The organism is Nocardia sp. CA-120079 (assembly GCF_050955745.1).
Lineage (GTDB): Bacteria > Actinomycetota > Actinomycetes > Mycobacteriales > Mycobacteriaceae > Nocardia.
In genome coordinates, this window is record NZ_CP192088.1 from 7,326,607 (window position 1) to 7,346,325 (window position 19,719).

Consider the following 19,719-nt stretch of genomic DNA (forward strand, 5'->3'; position numbering starts at 1 on the left):
GCGATCACCTGCCCCGTGTCCAAGCTAAACTATCCGACCGGTGACCGACGCACCCACATCGTTGTCGTCAAGTTGCGGCCGAGCAGGGGTGGATACACCTCTCCTGCAATAAGTTTAGTACCTTGGGGGTTGGTGTGATGCGGCATCCTTATCGCTCTACTGCGGCAGATGTGTTCAGCACTTCACCATTCAATCGCGATCCAGCATTCAAGCGCGCAAACCGTAGTTCCGTCTTCGACGAGGACTTCGAACTTCTGATACGCAATACCTACAAGGTGCTGTTGACGCGCGGGATGCGAGAGATAGTCCTCTACGCGGTTGATCCGGCGACACAGGAATTCATTGCAGGCCTGGTCGGCTTGGGGCCGCGACATCAAACCGGGCAGGGCAACGAAGCTGACCGTTCGACAGCTAAATGGGCTCCACAAGGAAGTCGGATGCAGAAGGCTATCGCTTCGCTGTCGCCGAGCTCGCAGCAGGTGTTCTTGTGTCATTCGTCTGGCGACAAGCCAGCAGTCCGTCAGCTATACCAGAAGCTTCTCGCCGAGGGCTTTCGACCATGGCTGGACGTGGAAGACCTTGTGCCAGGCCAAAATTGGGAGCATGAAATCCGTCAAGCGATCGAGTCGTCGGACGTGGTCGTCGTTTGCCTTTCCAAGAGTTCGGTGAACAAGAGGGGCTTTGTCCAGAAAGAGATTTTGTTCGCTCTCGATGCGGCTGATAGGCAGCCCGAGGGCGCGATCTACCTAATACCTACTAGGCTGGAACCGTGCGAAATCCCGCGTCGCCTTGCTCATTTGCATGGGGTGGACCTTTTCGACGACGTTGGCCATGAGAAGCTTCGCGCGGCGATACGGCAGTCGGCATCTGGGTAAAAAGACCGTGTGGCGTCTGCGCTGCGCACCTGGCAGACACGATGCACGTGAAAGCCGACCCGCTCTCCTAACAGTTCCCCTAATAGTCTTCTTTCCCCTTCTATCGTCCGCTATGGACGGGTCTTCTCACAAAGTCGAGTAAGCACTGGGCGAAGCTCGCCGGACCTAGGTAACGGGCGACGACCCACCGAAGTTCCGGTATCGCGCTCCGTGAGGGCAACATGCCGATGAACACCAGCTAGGGCGGCCGACCGATAGTGCCGCTTCGATCGCTCCGCTCAATACAACTAATGCCCGGAGTCCCCTTTGTCGCCTCCAGCCCCCTCTGGATCATCTAGCGAATCGTCGTCCTCGACGACCTCGATGAACGAGTCGGAGGTGATCCCGGCCAATCCCTCGGTAGTGCGCAGTTTTTCTGCCATCGAGATCAGTAGCGTCCGGGACTCGTCGCTGAGTTCTATGACGCGCGCTAACAACCCGCGCACTGCGTATCCCTCGAGCCTGGCTATCCGCAGATAGTCGAAGTCGGTTCCTATTGGGTTCTCGCGGAGGAAATACTTGGGATTGACCCGGAAGAACTTCGACAATGCCGAGATCGTTTCGTCCGATGTAGTGCTGAGCTGGCCGTCTCGTAGCTGTGTCAGGTATTCCTCGGAGATCGGGTGGCCGCGACGGGTCAACGCGGCGGCGATATAGGCATCGGTGTACGGCGGTTGTCCTGGCGGGTGCAACGTGTCGATCAGGATGTTCAGTCGACCCGCGAATGTCTCGGGATACGTGACGCCGTGACCAGGCGAATCAGTGGACCACCCCGGATCGGGCTCGGATCCGAACTCCGGCTCCCGGGCGATCCGGGCACCCGAATCGGACGAATATGTCAGTGCCAGTATATATTTCGCTCGGATACTCTTGACCTTGCGCTGTACCGCGTCAGGTGTGATTTCCAATTGCCGCGCAATCCGACTCACACCTTCACCCGAGGCGAACAGGTGCAGAACCTGCCACTCGGACTCGGTGAGCTCGAGGTCATCGAGGTCATCGGATTCGATCGCGATCGCCCAGTCCGCGGATGCCACCAGCTCTCCCGAGGACGCCGAGCGGATGGCCGCGACAACGAAATCCCAAGGATCGGACTTCCTGACTATCGCCAGGGCACCGCCACGGACCGCCGCCAGCAAATCGGAGGGACTACCACCATGGGTATAGATCATGATATTGGCGATACCGGCGTCGAGTATCTTCTGCATGCGCTCGGTCAGTGTCGTGTCATGGCCCTGAATATCCATGACGACAAGGTCGAGGCTCGTCGTAGCGGAGAGCAGTTCTTCCTCTGACGCTTCAGCTGCCACCACTTCCAGTTCCGGGTCCGACGCGAGCCGGCGTGCGAGGGCTCCTCCGACCAGGTCGCGATGATCATCGACCACTCCGATTCTGCGACGGCGAGTGCGGAGCGCTCGCTCGCGGACGATCTCCGTGGCAACCGGGTTCGGCACGTCTTCCCGCAAGATCAGCGTGCCGTACGTAGGCCCCTGCCCCTGCCGAAGGGCGACACCGGCTTCGATCAAGCTGAGCAGGCGGCGCACTGCCCTGGCGTTGCCGAAGTTCTCACCTTCGGCGACGCGGCAGTCCTCGAGCCAGTGCTCCGCCATTGTCTGCACGCCCGTCTCGAGCCCGAATCCCTCTTGCTCCGCCATCCGCGCGAAGATCAAACCAAGCTCGGGCACCGTGTAGTCGGCGAACTCGATGCGATGCGGGAAGCGCGACGCCACTGCGGGATTGCCGGACAAGAATTCGCCCATCCGATGCGAATTGCCCGCGAAGATGACCGACAACCGGCCCCGATGGGCCTCCATCAGACTGAGCAACGTATCCAGGGACTCCCGCTCGAAGCCGGTGCGCGCGAGTTCGTATGCCTCATCGATGAAGAGCACGCCGTCCAGGGCTTCCAGCACGCGTTCCCGGGTCTCGTTCGTGCTCTGTCCGATGTGATGAACACCGACCAGGTCCGTTCGGGTCGCCACGACGAGATGTCCGCGGGTGAGGAGGCCGAGCGCAGCAAACAGGCGGCCTATCAGTTCAGCGACCGTAGTCTTGGCGGTGCCTGGCCCCCCGATGAACAGCAGGTGCGGCGGCCCGGCGGGCTCGTGAGATAGCTGGTGCACCAAACCCAGCTGCACCGCGAGATCGCGGATCGCGGTCTTGACCTCGGCGAGCCCTACCAGCGAATCGAGTTCAGCGAGAACGACTTCCGCCGCCCTAGAGCTATCCGAACTCGGCAACGCCGAAACCGGCGGTTCGATCGGCACCGTACGCCGACTCGGCTTGTCGTCCGGTACGAGGTACACAGCCCCACGCGCGGTACCGAGCTGAACCGGGCCCGGCCCGATGGCCACCCGGGCGACCTCCCCGGCTCGTACCGTCAAGGTGGTCGACGCACGCCGCGACCCATCCGACGGCAACACCTCGAGAATCCGAGGATCGGTGTCGGGCACCAGGATCGACCTGACATCGGGTCCGACCGCAAGCGCACCGACTTCGAGAACTAGCCCGTCCCGACGCACAGGCAATGTCACATCCGGCAGAAACGACACGATATCGGCCAGATCCGCCAGCGTGACGTCGGCCGAATCCTGCCTCCCCACTTGGGCGATGGGAACGGTGACCCGGCTCGTCTGTCGAAGCAACCACGCGGTCTTCGTCGTCCGCGCCTGAGCGGGCATCCGATCCCATGCCCCCGCGAACCAGTCGGCGATACCCGATCGCCCCTCGTGCACCAGGGCATACAGTGCCCGCCGCAATTCTCGCTCGATCGGCGCCCCCGTCTTGCCCGAAATCGCCAGCCACGTCACGTGCTCCTCCAGCAACAGCGCGGGCGATGTCCGGGCGTGTACTTCGGCGATGATCGACCAGATCTGCCGGACCCCATCGGCCGGTTCGGCGCGGACGATCCACGTTGTGAGCCGTTCGCGCAACCTGTTTCGCGCTTCGCGTTCGAGAATGATGCTGCCGGGCTGCCGATCGACGACCTCGCTGAACCACAAATCCGCCTCGACTCCGACGTCCAGATACGGCAGCACCCGCAGCCGTACGGCACGGATCAGTTCGGGTTCGATCCGCACCGCGACGCTCAACGCGGTGGCCAAGTCCTCGACGGCCGCAGATAACATCGGAAAGATCTGCGGCGGAGCGCTTTTCATCGCCGTACCCGCGCCGCAAACACCGCTCCGACGGTGGTATTGCGATCCCAGGTGATCACCGACATGCGCGATAGCAGTGAATGCGGACACCGCGATCGCGGATAGGGAATGAAAGCGACTGTCTCGCAGGAACGTTGGCCGACAAGTTCAGTCAGTTGAGCCCAATCGCGCACGGTGCTCCGGTGGTGGAACAGCGCTGGTCCGCTGATGCCCAGATCGGACAGGATCACCACGCATGTCCCCGGATCGGGTGGCGTGTACGGGCCCCAGGTCCAGCCGGGTCCCAGACCGGCGCCGCGCAACGGAGCGTCCGCGAAGTACTGCACGCTGGTTCGTTCCCGCCCGACCAGCGAGGAGATCTGTTCGACGAGTTCGACCTGGTCCCGGGCGAACGGCGCCATACCCTGGCCGATGTCGACGAGCACCTGCACGCCGAAACGCATCGTCGACCTCGGTTCGCGGCGCACGTGCTGCACTGGCAGCCCGCGTGCGAACGCATCCACTACGGCATCGACATCCGGCGGACCTTCCTCCGCCTGTCGCGCCACCGAGGCTTCGACCATGGCCGCCGCGGAGCGCGGCGCAAGCAGCGGCTCATGCGGCAGCTCAGAATCGAGGTGGGCCGCGGTGGCTTCAGGCAACGGCTGCACATTCCATATTCGGTCGATTACCCGGCGCTGAGCGATCGGCTCCAGTAACGGGACCAGCGACACCGGCGCGGCGGATGTTTCATGTCCGGCATCGAATTGGGCTTCCGGCGAGCTCGCAAGCCGCATATCCCTGGCCGCAGCGGGATCCGGCATGGGGGTATGTCCGGGCGAACCCTCGTTCACCGGCGCCGAAACATCGAACCCCAATAGCCGGTATATCATCTCGCGCTCGCGGTCCGACCGCGGCACCAGCATGCCGATCGCGCGAACCACATCACCGAACCAAATATCGCTACCCATAGGTCACCACTTCGGCTGCTGCGGTTTGAGCAGGGTCAGGTTGCGCAGCTGCGCCCACTGGTCGCTGTCGACGGTGACGCCCAGCTCTCGGCAGGCGCGCAGCGCATCCAGATATTCGGCGGTGCTCGGAGCTCGAATATGCTTGTCCCGTGCCGACACTCGGAGTTTGATCAGCACTGCGGCGAGTTCGTCTGCCAATTGCTTATCGGCCTTGGTGAATCCGCCGTCGTAGGTTTTGAGATGGGCACGCGCGATGTCCACCAAATGCTTCGGGCCGGGCTCGTCCAACCAAAGCACCACGCATCGGCGCAGAAAGGCTTGGGGCAGTTCACGTTCCTCATTCGTGGTGACTACCACCAGATGGCGGCTCAGGCCCGGATCGATCGGCGCCCGCGGCGGTTCCTTGCGGATGACCGAATTTGTTTCGGTGACGACGAATTCGTTCGATCCGATCGGTACCAACAGTCCGTTGGGTACGTCTGGCTCGGCCTTGTCGATCTCATCGATCAGGACAACAGCATGGTCGGCGGAGCGGTCCGCGTTCATCATTGCGTTCGGTTCGACTGCGTCTATTGCCATCTGGTCCAGGTCCGCACCACGTCGACGGGCCGATTCCCTGGCGAACGCCCACCAGAGCACGCCGGGCTCGATATAGGAGGAGTCGTTCAGTACGGCACCGGCCGGGTTTCGCGCTTGTGCGTCGCCGAGCCTGCGCACGCTGTCGAAGGTCCAGAGCAAGTCGCGAGCCTGTGTTCGGGAGGTGACGACGTGTTCGTAGTACCGCCAGCGCCGCTCGCGGGCGATGAAGGCGGCCAACGACGACTTCCCGGAACCCGGTTCGCCGCGCAGCAGCAACGGACGCCCAGTCGCCAGCGCAACCCGGACCGCGAAGTCGACGTACTCGGACATGATGTACACCAGTCCGTCGCGGCGGTCTGGTCCGTCCAGCACGCGGCCGTCCGAGCTGGAATCGTTGTTGTTCATGCGGCACCACCCATCATGTCGCCGAGAAGCTGCTTCGGTAGGTCGGTCAGCAGGGCCACCACCTGGTGACCGGTCAGTTCGTCTTCGTAGCTGAGCGGAGGCAGCACGAACGCATCGCGCAGATTCCAGCGATCCAGATCGTGCTCGGTTGCCTGCGTCCCACCGGTGAGCAGTAAGAACGGCAGCCACGGATAGCGTTGTTGCGCGGCATGAACCGGCCGGGCGAGGTGATCCATCGGCGCCGTCGCGGGATTGACGATGAGGAAGAAGTTGACCTCGCCGCGTGCCTCTCGGATCTCCAGTGCCTTCGCCAACGGGAAGCCCGGCGGAAGCCGGAGCAGCCGCGCGACGGCGAGGTCGCATTGCCGGAGAAACTCCTCGACGAGCGCCTCGCCAGTTTGGATCGAGACGAACTCGTACCGATAGATCGGCGCGGAGCAGGTGGCCCGCATAATGTAGTGCTCAGCGGTTCGTGGGGCGTGCGCGTTGAGTGCGATCAAGCGGACACCCTGCTGAGCCACCAGCAGTTGTCGCGCCGCTTCACCGTCGACCCAGGTCGGGGCGATGAGCGCGACGAGCCGTCGCAGCCATTCCACCTGGGTGAAGCTCGCGATTCGGCGGACCGCGCAGTACGTATCATGTTCGGCGGGAACCTGATTCAGGAACTGGTGCGCCAGAAACTGATGGGCCAGAAACATGTGGCCATCAGGCAGCCGGACCTGATCGAGCACATCGTCATCGACGCGCAGATGCCTGGCGGCTCCCACCAGGGCATCGATCTCCGAGGTGTACTTCAAACATTCCGCGATGCTCTTGATCCAGTCCCGCATCGGCGAATCATCGTGCTGTGGACCGAGTTCCACGAATCTGTCGACAATGGTCCGAGCGATGACGTCGACGGCGTCGTCACTGTCATCGCGCATGGCCGAGCGCGCGATCTGGATGGGTTCGAGCTCGCTCAGTCCCGCAGTTCCCACCAGCGACGCCTTGATGTTGCCGACGAAGGCGGGCACGATGTGCAGCGGCGCGCCGAGCGCGCGACGCCACAGCAGGATGTTGACCTCGCGCCGAACCCATGGCGATCGGAAAGCCTTCTCGTTCAGCAGGATCACCGCCGCGTGGCACTCCCCGAGCCGCCTGTACAGCACCGAGCTCCACTCCTGGCCGGGCCGCAGCGCTTCCATATCGACGAAGACGTCGTAGCCCTTTTCGCCCAGGCGCGACCGCACCGCATCGCGCACCCGCCCGGCGAAATCGTCGCCGTTGGAACTGTGACTGATGAAGACCGTTGTCAGCACAGGTCAGTCACTTTCGATCACTTGGTCGCCCCACCGTTTCCACTCCGCCGCGCTCGCGTCGCACCCGCATTCAGCGTCGCAGATCGCGGCGATGTACGCACCATGAATCGATCGGATCTTCTGGCACACCGCGAGCCAAGACCGAGCTATCTTTGCAAGAGGCGCGGGGTTCGGGAGGACCGATGAGCAATGTCTTCGTCAGCCATCGTGGGGCCGATTCGGTAGCGGCGGAGCGACTCGCCGACGAACTCCGCAATCGGGGGCACACGGTGTGGCTCGATGTCTGGACGATCGGTGTCGGCGATTCGATCGTCGCGAAGATCAACGAAGGTCTAGCGGGGGCAACCTATTTGGTGCTGTGTTACTCCGCCGCCGGATCGTTGAGCCCGTGGATGAGCCAGGAATGGATGTCGGCGTTGGCTCGCCAACTCGGCGGGGCCGACATCAAAGTGCTGCCGGTGCAGCTGACTGGCGGTGAACCGCCTGCCATTCTTGCCGGTATCAAATATGCCGATCTCGTCGCCGACTGGGCCGCGGGAATCGACGCCTTGTGCGCCGCAATGAGGTGAATCGGTGAAACGGCAAGCGGTTTACGTCCTGTGCGCCGAGGGAGAGGAAACCTTCGCCGAGCAACTCGCAGGTCCGTTGCGCGAGGCAGGCTACGACGTGACCCATGCGGGCACCGTCGCCGTCGGTGAGTCCCAAATCTGGTCGGTGACAAACCTGTTGATGACCGGCGCGCCGTTGGTCGTATGCGGCACCATGAAAGCCGTCGGCAGCAATTGGGCAAACCAAATCGCTTATGCCGCACACTCGAACGGCGATAATCGGGTGTTCGTGGTGCAGATGGACGGCCGGGCACATGTCAAGCAGCTGGCTGCGGACACCAAGGTGGCCAGGTTCGACTTGGATCCCGCCCAGGGTGTTCGCGACCTGATCAGCGCGCTCGCTCAACGGTTTCCGCCGAAACTCACTGTCCTCCAATCGATTCCGAGATCCGACAGCCAATACACCGATCGTCTTCGGACATCGACCGGTTTCGACTTCGACGCACTGCGGCGTTTCCGCGGCGACCTGCGGCCCGAGGTCGAAGCCGTCTATCCGGCGATGCTGAGTCCGCGCGAGTTCCTCGAACGCGCCGCGCTGATCGACGAGGGACAGCTCACCGGCACTGGCGTCCTGCTCTTCGGCGAGCGACCCGCGCTGATGTTTCCGGCGGCGCAGGTGCAATGCATGCGGTACTACGGCCTCAACCAAGCCGCGCCGCGCGAACGCGAGCGCTTCGGCGGCACGGTTCCCGATCAGATCGTCGCCGCAAGGGAATTCGTCGCCCGGCACGTCCGACGCGGCGAACTCCCCAGCAGCGAACAGGCGGCCGCGCGGCCGGTTTATGAGTATCCGATGCTCGCGGTCCGCGAGCTCATCGCGAACGCGGTGGTGCACCGCGACTACTCGGCCATGGATGCCTGGGTGCACGTCCGGATCTTCCAGGACCGACTCGAAGTATCCAGTCCCGGCGTATGGATCGATCGCGATCTCACCGATGGCGTGCAACGCGAATTGTCAACTCTCGTCGGACAATCGAAGAAACGCAATCATCTGCTGGCGAGCATCGTGTCCTGGATCAGTTTGGTGGAAGCCGATGGCAGCGGAATCCCGACGGTTCTGCAGGACTGCGCCGCGATCGGAGCGCGGCCTCCACTCGTCAAACAGGACCAGGGCTTCATCACCGTCACACTGTGGCCCCGCCCGGATCCGACGCTCGTGGCCCGCGAGGCGAGCGAGAAGAGCATCGTAGTCGGAAAGTTTCCGGCCGCACCACCCGCGTTCATCGTGCGATCGACGGAAACTCGCCTAGCCGAAACACTGTCGGCTTCCCCGGTCGCGGTGGTCTGCGCGGTCACCGGTATGCGCGGAGTCGGGAAGACTCATGTGGCAGCGGCCTACGCACGGTCCTGGATTCAGGATCGGCGCGGCTTGGTCGGCTGGGTGAATGCGGAAAGCGTCGGCACCGCCGTCGCGGATCTCGCCAGAATCGCCGCAGCCGTGGGGGTTCAGGATCCCAAGGGCGATTCGGCGGTGTCCGCGGCGAGACTGCGCGAACGGCTGGCGTCGTGGCCGGGGGATTCGTTGATCGTATTCGACAATGCAGCCGATCCGGATAAACTACTGCCGCTCTTGCCCACGCTGGGACGCACCCGGGTGGTGATCACGAGTACCGACGCGGCCTTCACCGAGCTCGGAGAAGTCGTCGAGATCACTCAGTTCACGCGTGCCGAATCGGTGGAATACCTGCGGGCGCGGACCGGCCTGGACGACAAGATCGGCGCTGCGGGAGTAGCGGCCGAGCTGGGGGATCTGCCGCTGGCACTGGCCGCGGCGGCGGCCAACATCCGCCAGCACCGCACCCGCGAATACTCGCACTACCTGGACGAGTTGCGACGGTATCCGGTGCGGGAGGTGCTGCTCCGAGTTCCCGGTCACGAGTATCGGGATTCGACGGCCGCGGCGTTGTTGATGTCGGTCGATGCCGTTATCTCCGGTTCCGACCGCTTGGTCGCCCGGTTGATCGCGATGCTGGCGGTGCTGTCGCCCGATGGCGTCCGACTCGATGTGCTCAGCACCCTCGATGATCGGCATGGCAATTCGGCAACGCCTTCACCGGCGCTGTATGGCGCGATAGAGCACTGCCGGCGCAGCTCGGTGCTGTCCTGGTCGGTCTCCGGCGACATGTTGACCATGCATCGGCTGCTGGCCCGCGTCGTCCGGGAACGGGCCAGCACCAATGACACGCTCGGCGAATGGCATGCCGATGCGTTGCATGTCCTGGAACCACACATGTTCGAGGAATCGCATGCGTGGAATCGCAAGGAGCTCGGCTTGCACCTGGTTTCCCAGATCGAAGCTCTCTGGGCCTCGGGGATCGGGGACGCACCGAGAGAAACGGTCGAACGCGCCGCGGTCGCACGGTCGTGGGCGGTACGTCAGCTGAGCGCGTCCGCGGATCTCACCCGGGCCGCCGATGTCGCCCGACAGGCCGTCGCCGACTTCACGCGAACCCTGGGGCCCGACCACCCGCAGACGTTCACAGCGCGCAGGAACCTCGCCGGAGCCCTTCGGCACCGCGGTCGCCTGAGCGATGCGATCGCGCTGTACGAGCGAACTCTCGCAGACTGCGAACGCGTGCTGGGGCCCGGTCATCCAGATACGTTGACTTCGCAGAACAGTCTTGCCGGGGCCTATCGGGCGGTCGGGCGGCTGGCGGAGGCCATCCAGTTGTTCGAGTACACGCTGTCGGAACGGGAACAGGTGCTCGGCCAAGACCATCCACATACCTTCGCTTCCCGCGACGAGCTGGCAGCCACGTACCGCACGGCGTTGCGCGATGGCGACGCAATCCCGTTGTACGAGAAAACACTTGCCGACCGGGAACGCGTATTCGGCGAGGATCACCCCGATGCGCTGGCGTCGCGGAACAACCTCGCCAGCGCCTACTGGGCGACCGGACGTCTCAGCGAGGCGATCCCGCTGTTCGAACGGACGCTGGCCGATTGCGTACGAGTACTCGGACCGGACCACCCCGACACGCTTACCGCCCAGAACAACCTCGCGGGAGCCTACCGATCCGCAGGACGACTGCCCGCCGCGATCACCTTGTACGAACGGACCCTGGCCGATTGCGTACGAGTACTCGGACCGGACCACCCCGACACGCTTACCGCCCAGAACAACCTCGCGGGAGCCTACCGATCCGCAGGACGACTGCCCGCCGCGATCACCTTGTACGAACGGACCCTGGCCGATTGCGTACGAGTACTCGGACCGGACCACCCCGACACCCTGTCTTCTCAAAACAACCTCGCCGGGACCTATCGATCAGCGGATCGCCTTTACGACGCGATCACCCTGCACCGACGCACGCTCGACGCACGCATACGGATTCTCGGACCGGACCACCCGGACACGCTGACCTCACGCAACAATCTGGCCGGTGTATACAAGTGGGCCGGGGAGTTCAAGGATGCGACCGCGCTGTACAAGCGAACATTGGCCGACCGGGAACGCGTTCTGGGACGAGATCATCCCGAAACTCTTCGCACGCGCTACGATCTCGCGTCCACCTATCGTGCGGCTCGACGCTTCGACAAGGCGATCGCGACCTTCGAGGTGGCGCTGGCGGACCTCGAGCGGGTGTGCGGTCCGGACTATCCGCTGTCGATCGAAACGCGGAAAAAACTCGAAGACGTCCGACGGTTGGCGGCACGACCGGAAAGATCGGGCACGGCGGCTCCCGACATCTACCTGGGAGAGCAGCCGGAGGGCGAGCTCACCCAGATTAGGCCGATCATCGATTTCGGCCAGTCCAACCAAACGTGATCCACACAGAGGGCACCGGTATGCGCCTAGGCCAGAGCAACTTCCTGCACCGCGACGCCGCCCCCGGCGACCCCGAACAAGAACGCGAAGCCGACGCCTTCGCCGCCGAATTCTCACCCCCGCAAACCAGACCACCGACCGACTCCGTTCCAGTCTTCGAGTCCTGCAAGGTAGGTGAGACATGTGATTGCAGCAAACCAATCGTCCACGCGATCAGGCCGACGCGTTCGCCGGCCCAGCCCCGCATCGCAAAGCAAGCCAGCTCCGGACCGTTGACGCAGCGCTGCCGGTAGCCGCGTTGCGCGGCGATACGGTCGAGCTCGTCGATCAACCGGTCGGCGGTGATTGAGCGCTAGTCCCTGGCACGCCTGCCCGACCACGGAATCTGAATCCTGACCGGTCTCCGTCATGGTCGCGAAAGCGTGTGACGGCGCGCCAGCTGCCGTTCGGCTATCGACCCAGAAGCGGGGGTCGATGCCCCGGATTGCTTGTAACCGGTCGCGAGCCTCCATCCCGCACAATCGACAGCCATGGCCAACTGCCATGAAGATGACCGACGCGGCTTGGTGCATTGCCGATGTGATGCCGAGCGTTCTGCTGGCACTCACGTTGCTCTACTGGCCCGCCGAGGGCGGCCAATCAGACCTTGTTGGGCCCACGTAGACGGCCTTGATCCGCCGTCGGGCGATCAGTTCTGCGACGGCGGGCACGATGCGCTGGGCGCTGACCAGAAGTTTGGCCTGTCGACCGGAAACGATCGTGCGCTGGCCGCGGTCGATACCGGCGAGAGTGCCAGCCGCGATCTGCTGAACGCCGCGCTTGGGGATGGTGAGCGTGTGGGCGCGGTTCTCCGGGGTACGAGTCTGCTCGAGGTGGTCGACCATCGGGGAGTCGAATTCGCCAGGCTGGCATCAATCCGTAAGGTTGCCCTGCGCCGAGTGACCTGCTCGATGCTCAGGTCCACCAGATGCGAAAGCCGATCTCTCAGATCAAGGTCAGCGCATCCGAAACCGTGATCGACTACTACCTGGGAAACTCCCAATCCTCAGGGCGCCAACAACTTTGCGAAGCCATCATCCGCCGTCCGCTGACAGGTAGCGTTGGCAGCGCGAGATGATCTCTCCAACAAGGGGTGTACGACGATGCGACTGTTCTTGAGTCATTCGAGTCGGAACAGTGTGCAGGCTGTGGCACTCATGCGATGGCTGGTCGACCAGCGCCCCGCATTGGCGGACAACATCTTTCTGGATCTGGACAGGAATTCCGGGATCGGCCAGGGCGTGCGGTGGCGGGATGCCGTGCGTCGAGCCTTGGCGCGCTGCGACGCGGTGATCTGCCTGACGTCACGGGATTGGCACACCTCAACCGAGTGCGTTGCCGAATACCTGACGGCGGTGAATTTGGGCAAGCGAATCTTTGTTGCCCGGCTGGAAACGATTACCGATCCGGATCCGACTCGTGAATGGCAACGGTGCGACCTGTTCGGCGAAGGTCCGGTCACCGAGGTTCCGGTCGGTGGGGCCAGCGAGCCGATGCGATGGCAGACCGAGGGTTTGTACAGGTTGTTGGATGGCTTGGGCGATGCAGGGATTGGCGCCGAGAACTTTCCGTGGCCGCCCGCGAAGGATTCGGATCGCTCTCCGTACCGGGGTTGGCGTCCTTTCGAGGCCGTGGACGCCGCCGTGTATTTCGGGCGCGATGTTCAGATCAAGGCGGGTCTGGAAGCTGTCCGGCGGATGCGGTCGATCGGCGGCGAGGCGATGTTCGTGGTGCTGGGCGCGTCCGGGACGGGGAAATCGTCGTTCCTGCGCGCGGGATTGTTACCGCGGCTGGCTCGGGAGGATCGACACTTCCTCGTGCTGGACATCATGCGCCCCGAACGTCGTGCGCTGACCGGTGCGCACGGCCTGGCCGCGGTCCTGCACTCCACTCGCACTCGTCTCGGACTGACAACCCCGACACTCGGGGGGATCAAATCCGCGCTGCCCGATGTCGATCGCGTACGTGAGTTGCTCGTCCAGATCCAGCACGCCGCGCGAGAGAGGTGGCCGTCCGATGATTCCGACACACCCGCGCCGACATTGTTGCTCCCTATCGATCAAGCCGAAGAGCTGTTCGTCGCCGACGCCGGGGCGCAGGGCGAGCAATTCCTGACGCTGCTCGGCTTGCTGGTCGCCGAGCCGGAAGACACAGGCACCCAGCACGTGTCGATCAAAGTTGCGGTCACCATCCGCACCGATTGCTACGAGCAACTTCAGAATGCCGAGCAGCTGAAGGCTATGCCGCGCTTCGTTTTCGATGCGCTCGAGCCGTTGCCGCGGACCCAGTTCAAGGAGGTCATCACTGCCCCCGCGGCCCGTGCCGACGACAGTGCGCAGCTGCGCATCGAACCGGAACTGGTGGATCGACTCCTGACTGACGGCGATCACGGCGCCGACACCCTGCCACTGCTGGCATTGACGCTATCGCGACTCTACGACGACTACGCCACGAGCGGAGTACTCACTGTCGAGAACTACAGCGCGATGGGTGGTATCGACCGGGTGGTGCACACCGAGATCGAATCACTGCTGGCCACCGATCCGCATATCCGGCTGCGTCAGTTGAAGGTGCTGCGTTCGGCGTTCATCCCGGCGTTGGCGACCGTCGATCCCGACACCGATCAGCCGATGCGCCGCATCGCCCGCTGGGACGAACTCCCCGATGATGCCTATCAACTGATCGACGGGCTCGTGGACAAGCGACTGTTGGTCAAGGACCGCCGCGACGGCGAGGTGGTCGTCGAGGTGGCATTGGAAAGTCTGCTGCGGCAGTGGGATTCGCTAGCCGCATGGCTGCGCGAGCAATCGGACGACCTCAAGGCAGCCGACCGGCTCGAGCGTGCCGCTGACAGCTGGGAGCGCAACGGCCGCGACGAGTCCTGGCTGTTGGAAGGTTCTCGACTGGCCGAAGCCGAAACCGTCGCGGCGAAAACGGAATATCGGCGACGCCTCCAGCCCGTCCGGGAATTCCTGCACGCGTCCCGTCATCGCCAACAGGACCGCCTCACGGCATTGCGTCGCCGAGCTCAGGCGCTGACGGCATTGCTGGTCGTCGCCGTCGTGGTGGCAGGGCTGGCCGGAGTGGGGTTCTGGCAGGCTGGCACCGCGAGCAATCAGGCGAAGGCCGCGAGTGTTCAGGCCGAGGCCCGCACCCGCGAGGCGGTCGGGCGGCAATTGGTCGCCGAAGCTCAGGCCATGCTGGAGCATCGCCGATCCGGTGGGGACATTCGAGCACTACAAGAGATTCTCGCAGCACGAACTCTGGCACCGAGCCCCGAGACAGCGGGCGCGCTCGTCGGAGCCTTGTATGGGCGGCGACAGACAGCCAAGATCGTAAACACCGGTTCGGAAGTCTGGGATGTGACGTTCAATCCGGATGGGCGTCGGGTCGTGACCAGCGACCTGAGTGTGAAGTTGGGGATCTGGGATGTCGAGTCCGGCAAACTAGTCGAGCAGCCGCGGATCACTGGCACCGACAGGTTTCTGCCAGGGCGCCAGTTCAAACAGTTGAGCCCGGATGGGCATCGAGCCGTCACGGTCGATGGGCTGGGCGGGCCGCTGCGGGTGTGGGATATAGCATCCGGACAACCGATCGGCGAGCCGCTGAACGTCGATATCGGCCTTGAGGGCGCTGTGGCCATCAGCCCGGACGGTCGGCGGGTCGTCACCGGCGGATTGGACAAGACAGTGCGGTTGTGGGATGCCGAAACCGGACAACCGATCGGCCAGCCGCTGGTCGGCCACTCCAACGCCGTGGAGAGTGTGGCGTTCAGTCCGGACGGTCGGCGTGTCGTCTCCGGTAGTTTCGACGCGACGGTGCGGTTGTGGGATGCCGAAACCGGGCAGCCGATCGGCCAGCCGCTGATCGGCCACACCTCCATCGTCCGATGTGTGGCGTTCAGTCCGGACGGTCGGCGGGTCGTCTCGGGCAGTTCCGACAGGACGGCCCGGGTGTGGGACGCCGAAACCGGTCGGCCCATCGGGCAGCCGTTGACGGGGCACACCGACTATGTGTCGAGTGTGGCGTTCAGTCCCGATGGGCGGTCGGTCGTCACGGGCGACTGGGGCGGGATCCTGCGGTTGTGGGATACCGAGTCAGGGCGATTGATCGGAGAGCCGCTGATCGGCCACACAGCCGGTGTGCTGAAGGTGGCCTTCAGTCCGGACGGCAGGCGGTTGATCTCCGGCAGCCTCGACGGGACCGTGCGGTTATGGAATACCGGTCCGGGGTATCTAGTCGGGCAGCCGCTGACCGGCCACGACGGAATCGTTGCGAGTGTGGCGTTCAGTCCGGATGGCAAGCGTATCGCTTCCGGCGGTGAGGACAAGACCGTGCGGTTGTGGGATGTCGGGTCAGGGCAACCGATAGGGGATCCGCTGGTCGGGCACACCGAAGCTGTGAAGCATGTGACCTTTAGCCCCGACGGCAGGAAAGCCGTCTCTGTCTCCTATGACGGGACGATGCGATTGTGGGATATCGACACTGGGCGGGCGATCGGGGCACCGCTTACCGGTCTTGGCAACGGGGTGCCGAACGCGGTGTTCACTGCGGACGGTAAGCGTGTCGTCGCCAGTTCCGACACGAAGTTGCTGTTCTGGGATGCCGAGTCCGGCCGAAGAGTCGGGGAACTGGCGACCGGAGGCAGGGGCGATGCGGACAGTACGGTCTTCAGTTCGGACGGCAAGTGGGTCGCGACCGTCCTTGACAAAACGGTGCGGTTGGGGGATGTCGAATCCGGGCAAAAGGTTGTACTGCTGGATAACGACGGTCAGTCTGTGTACAGCATGGCATTCAGTCCCGATGGGAAACGATTCGTCATCGGCAGGGGTGACAACACGCTGCGAGCGTGGGATGTCGAGTCCGGACGACCACTCGGCAAGCCCATGGTCGGCCACAGCGACATAGTGGGAAGTGTTGCCTTCAGCCCGGACGGGAAGCGGATCGTGTCCGGTAGCCACGACAAGACCGTGCGGTTGTGGGACGTCGAGTCCGGACAGCAGCTCGGCGAGCCGATGACCGGCCATACCAACATCGTATACAGCGTGGCGTTCAGCCCGGACGGAATGCTGGCCGCCTCCGGAAGCTGGGATACCAACGTGCGAGTGTGGCCTGTCTTCGAGGCCGACCCGAAGAAACTGTGCGCCAAACTCACATCCAATATGAGCCATCGGGACTGGGCCGAATGGATACGTATACCGAACCAGCCCTACATCGAGCTTTGTCCCGGTCTGCCGATCAGCCCCGATTGATCAAGTCTGTCGCCGTCGCGTGAGAGTGTTATCCCGATGAGGATCAGCACCTGGAAGCAGAACTCTCAGATCAAGATCAGCGCACCGCGCACCGCGCACCGAGATCGCTGCCGCATACGACGCCGGAGCCTCCGCCAAACAGCTCGCCATCCAGTGGCAACTCACCAAAGCCAGCATCCTCTCCATCCTGCGCGACGCGGGTACCCACATCCGGGAACAACGGCGACTCAGCGAAAACGAAATCGACGCCGTCACCAGCTACCAGCACGGCGAGTCGCTGAACCGCATTGGCGACCGGTTGAACGTCGCCCACACCACCGTTCGGTCGGCACTCGAACGCCGCGGAATCCCAAGGCGTGATAGCCACGGCCGGTCCCGGTGACCGTGCCGGTAGCAGAACAAAATTCGGATATCCGCTGGCTCGCTTATGTCCCACCCCGGCAGCCAGTACCTACTTGTTGTCAACCAGCGCTGGGGATCTAGGACCGTCCCCCGAAGATGGTGATGTCGTCCAATGCGTCTTCAACGCGACCACCGATGATCGGGTCGTTGACGAGTTCGCGTAGCGCAGGAACGACGCGGTCGGTATCGATGACCCTGTGAATACGCGCGATGTGTCCCAGGGCCGTCACCGCACCGGAGCGAACATTGGGGTCCGGATTCGCGAGCAGGGCGAGCGCGCGGTCGGTGACCCATCCGCCATCAGGGTCGTGAAGAGCCAACCGCAGTATGGCCTGCGAAACCGCCCGGTTGTCGTCCGAATCGAGCACCGCGATCGCCTCGTCCCGGCCGATCGGTTCGAGGCTTTGGTACGTACTCACAGCGGCTTGCCCTTCCTGTTCACCACGCCCGCCTTGATCAAGGCGTTCTGCATCTCCTGTGTCAGCTCGTCCCATGCACGTTTGTGGCCATGGAAGATCCCCGATTCCGGATACGTCTCATCGAACACGTCGAACTCCCCAGTTTCGGAGTCCAAGCCTACGCGGCGGGAGGAGGTGGGCTTGATCTGTACAGACTTGTCGAGTGTCTCCTGCGGATGCGTCGGCTCCGGCGCAGCGTTACCTCGTTGCTCTGGACCATGTTTCGGAGAAGGCTCGAAGGTCAGCTTCTTCTCTTCACCATCGATTGCGACCTTCAACGCGATGATCGCCGCGAGCTTGGCGAGGGACTCGGTGAGATCGGGGACCTTGCCGAAGGCGTCGATGACGCCGACGGCGACGCTCGCGGCCAGCGTGATCTCGAGGATCTGGAAGAGACGTTTCGTCGTGTAGAGGCCGCGCAGGGTCGCGATCGTGTCCTCGACCGCGAGTGCGACACCACCGCCGGCGACAGCGATACTCCCGCCGAAGCTGAAGATCGCACCAACGATGGCGCCGGTGACCAATAGCCCGACAGCCCAGGCGAAGGTCGTCATCGCCGTCTTGATGCAGTCACCGACTTCGACTGTCGAGCTGTGATGGTCCGCGACAGGGGCGGCGACGTTGGTGGACGCGGAGACCAGGAGGTCGGCGCTGGATTTCAGTGTGCCGAAATGTTCCTGGATGATCGTGCGGTTCTCGGTGGCGTCCATGTCGTCGAACAACGCGGAGATCGTGGCGATCTTCGCGGGTGCGCCGGTGATGGTGGCGTGGGTGGAGAAGGTCTTCCACGTGGTGGCGGCCTTCGACAGCTTGTCGACGTCGCCGTTGTCATGAACGGAGGTCGGGATGGTGACCTTGTACTCGGATACCTGTTGCAGGGGCGGGCTTTCGGGGTTGGCGTTGTCGGCCTTCCCGTACTTGTACCCGTTGGCGTAGAGAATGTTGCCGAGATTGGTGAGCGCATCGGCCAGGTCGGTGCAGGTCTGCATCGTGTCCCGGGTGTAACGGTCGTACGCCTCGCCCCACTGTTTGCAGCCGGGAGCGTCACCGGCCATACCTGCGCACTCGCCTTTGACCGCGTCGTGCACGGGTTTATCGGCGTGCCGCAGCTCGCCGGCGAGGTCGTGGCATTGCTTGGCGGCCTCGTAGTAGGTCCGCCAGTTGACCTTCACCGCTCATCCCCCTCGGAGCATCTTCAAGTTTTCCTCGACCGCGGTCGTGTAGCCGGTGTGTGCCTTGCGCGCCACCTCGCTGATATCGCGGGCGCCTTCGGCGAATTCTCTTGCCCCGGCAGCCCATTCACGATGAGCGTCCGAATATGCCTGCGCGGCAACACCGTCCCAACCCGTTCCCGCCAAGGTCGCGACCTTGGCGTCGATCGCATCGAGATGTTCGGCGATAACGCTGGCGAGGGCGGACAGACGGATCGCGACCTCATCCAGGTGGTCCAGGTCGACCTCGAACTCCTCTGAACTCATGGCAGGTCCAAGCTCGACGTACTCGCGCTGTAGAGCACTTCCGCGTTGCTGCCGTCGAGGTTTTCATACGTTGAGGCTGTGACCCCGAGCTTTTCGGCCAACCCGGCCAGCGCGGTGATGATCTGGCCACCGCCGTCGCGGATGTCGTTCCAGCCATCGGCGAACTCGTTGGCCAAGTTGCCCTTCCACGTTCCGTTGACCAGCGACTCGACGTCCCTGGCCGCTGAGGCCAGCGCGGTCTGCATCGCGGTGGACAGCTCGTATACTTCCTCCCCCACTTCGCGCACTTTCTCGGGTACCACCGAGAGGTTTTGTCCCGAAGCTGGCGTACCCCCGTCGCTCATGCCGCCGAATACTACCTATCTTGCGGTTAGACGCCTACTGGGTGTGCTGCCGTCGCCGTCCCCCA

General features: G+C 63.6%; 14 protein-coding genes. 4 read left to right on the forward strand and 10 right to left on the reverse strand.

From position 1 onward, the window contains the following. Positions 1–122 precede the first annotated feature (122 nt). Positions 123–875 carry a TIR domain-containing protein gene (locus ACQPYR_RS33920; protein ID WP_433622923.1) on the forward strand — a complete coding sequence of 251 codons (753 nt, stop codon included), beginning with the start codon at positions 123–125 and terminating at the stop codon, positions 873–875. 287 nt (positions 876–1,162) lie between these two features. On the opposite strand, the gene ACQPYR_RS33925 is transcribed toward ACQPYR_RS33920, so the two are convergent. Genes ACQPYR_RS33925 through ACQPYR_RS33940 form a run of 4 tightly spaced genes read right to left on the reverse strand, consistent with a single transcriptional unit; the run spans position 1,163 to position 7,304 of the window. Then, positions 1,163–4,072 carry an AAA family ATPase gene (locus ACQPYR_RS33925; protein WP_433622924.1) on the reverse strand — a complete coding sequence of 970 codons (2,910 nt, stop codon included), beginning with the start codon at positions 4,070–4,072 and terminating at the stop codon, positions 1,163–1,165. Beyond that, positions 4,069–5,022, reverse strand: coding sequence for a hypothetical protein (locus ACQPYR_RS33930; RefSeq protein ID WP_433622925.1), 954 nt, complete (start codon positions 5,020–5,022; stop codon positions 4,069–4,071). The genes ACQPYR_RS33925 and ACQPYR_RS33930 overlap by 4 nt, the downstream gene beginning before the upstream one ends. A gap of 3 nt (positions 5,023–5,025) precedes the next feature. Next, positions 5,026–6,006 (reverse strand): AAA family ATPase, encoded by a 981-nt coding sequence (locus tag ACQPYR_RS33935; protein WP_433622926.1) that lies wholly within the window; start codon positions 6,004–6,006, stop codon positions 5,026–5,028. Beyond that, positions 6,003–7,304 (reverse strand): toll/interleukin-1 receptor domain-containing protein, encoded by a 1,302-nt coding sequence (locus ACQPYR_RS33940; protein ID WP_433622927.1) that lies wholly within the window; start codon positions 7,302–7,304, stop codon positions 6,003–6,005. The genes ACQPYR_RS33935 and ACQPYR_RS33940 overlap by 4 nt, the downstream gene beginning before the upstream one ends. Before the next feature lie 182 nt (positions 7,305–7,486). Between ACQPYR_RS33940 and ACQPYR_RS33945 the strand changes: the two genes are divergently transcribed. After that, the gene (locus ACQPYR_RS33945; RefSeq protein ID WP_433622928.1) at positions 7,487–7,873 is read left to right on the forward strand and encodes a toll/interleukin-1 receptor domain-containing protein; all 387 of its coding nucleotides are present in this window, start codon (positions 7,487–7,489) and stop codon (positions 7,871–7,873) included. Between the two features lie 4 nt (positions 7,874–7,877). After that, positions 7,878–11,681 (forward strand): FxSxx-COOH system tetratricopeptide repeat protein, encoded by a 3,804-nt coding sequence (gene fxsT, locus ACQPYR_RS33950; protein WP_433622929.1) that lies wholly within the window; start codon positions 7,878–7,880, stop codon positions 11,679–11,681. A gap of 614 nt (positions 11,682–12,295) precedes the next feature. Here the strand turns inward: fxsT and ACQPYR_RS33955 are convergent. Continuing rightward, positions 12,296–12,565: a hypothetical protein gene (locus ACQPYR_RS33955; RefSeq protein ID WP_433622930.1), complete on the reverse strand. Its 270-nt coding sequence runs from the start codon at positions 12,563–12,565 to the stop codon at positions 12,296–12,298. Positions 12,566–12,823: 258 nt separating this feature from the next. Between ACQPYR_RS33955 and ACQPYR_RS33960 the strand changes: the two genes are divergently transcribed. Further along, positions 12,824–16,972: a TIR domain-containing protein gene (locus ACQPYR_RS33960; RefSeq protein ID WP_433622931.1), complete on the forward strand. Its 4,149-nt coding sequence runs from the start codon at positions 12,824–12,826 to the stop codon at positions 16,970–16,972. A 76-nt stretch (positions 16,973–17,048) separates the two neighbouring features. On the opposite strand, the gene ACQPYR_RS33965 is transcribed toward ACQPYR_RS33960, so the two are convergent. From ACQPYR_RS33965 to ACQPYR_RS33985, 5 genes are all read right to left on the reverse strand, one after another. After that, a complete protein-coding gene (locus ACQPYR_RS33965; RefSeq protein ID WP_433622932.1) occupies positions 17,049–17,339 on the reverse strand; it encodes a hypothetical protein in 291 nt (96 codons plus the stop codon). 112 nt (positions 17,340–17,451) lie between these two features. Continuing rightward, on the reverse strand, positions 17,452–17,793 hold the full coding sequence (locus tag ACQPYR_RS33970) for a HEAT repeat domain-containing protein (protein WP_433622933.1): 342 nt from the start codon (positions 17,791–17,793) through the stop codon (positions 17,452–17,454). Continuing rightward, positions 17,790–19,004, reverse strand: coding sequence for a hypothetical protein (locus ACQPYR_RS33975; RefSeq protein WP_433622934.1), 1,215 nt, complete (start codon positions 19,002–19,004; stop codon positions 17,790–17,792). The genes ACQPYR_RS33970 and ACQPYR_RS33975 overlap by 4 nt, the downstream gene beginning before the upstream one ends. Positions 19,005–19,007: 3 nt before the next feature. Continuing rightward, the gene (locus ACQPYR_RS33980) at positions 19,008–19,310 is read right to left on the reverse strand and encodes a WXG100 family type VII secretion target (RefSeq protein ID WP_364357758.1); all 303 of its coding nucleotides are present in this window, start codon (positions 19,308–19,310) and stop codon (positions 19,008–19,010) included. Further along, positions 19,307–19,654 (reverse strand): type VII secretion target, encoded by a 348-nt coding sequence (locus ACQPYR_RS33985; RefSeq protein WP_433622935.1) that lies wholly within the window; start codon positions 19,652–19,654, stop codon positions 19,307–19,309. The genes ACQPYR_RS33980 and ACQPYR_RS33985 overlap by 4 nt, the downstream gene beginning before the upstream one ends. Positions 19,655–19,719: the final 65 nt, after the last annotated feature.

Bases quoted from the DNA above. Each gene is read 5' to 3' on its own strand.
- ACQPYR_RS33955 (WP_433622930.1), bottom strand. From the start codon at position 12,565: ATGGTCGACCACCTCGAGCAGACTCGTACCCCGGAGAACCGCGCCCAC.
- ACQPYR_RS33925 (WP_433622924.1), bottom strand. From the start codon at position 4,072: ATGAAAAGCGCTCCGCCGCAGATCTTTCCGATGTTATCTGCGGCCGTC.
- ACQPYR_RS33985 (WP_433622935.1), bottom strand. From the start codon at position 19,654: ATGAGCGACGGGGGTACGCCAGCTTCGGGACAAAACCTCTCGGTGGTA.
- ACQPYR_RS33960 (WP_433622931.1), top strand. From the start codon at position 12,824: ATGCGACTGTTCTTGAGTCATTCGAGTCGGAACAGTGTGCAGGCTGTG.
- ACQPYR_RS33980 (WP_364357758.1), bottom strand. From the start codon at position 19,310: ATGAGTTCAGAGGAGTTCGAGGTCGACCTGGACCACCTGGATGAGGTC.
- ACQPYR_RS33930 (WP_433622925.1), bottom strand. From the start codon at position 5,022: ATGGGTAGCGATATTTGGTTCGGTGATGTGGTTCGCGCGATCGGCATG.
- ACQPYR_RS33935 (WP_433622926.1), bottom strand. From the start codon at position 6,006: ATGAACAACAACGATTCCAGCTCGGACGGCCGCGTGCTGGACGGACCA.
- ACQPYR_RS33945 (WP_433622928.1), top strand. From the start codon at position 7,487: ATGAGCAATGTCTTCGTCAGCCATCGTGGGGCCGATTCGGTAGCGGCG.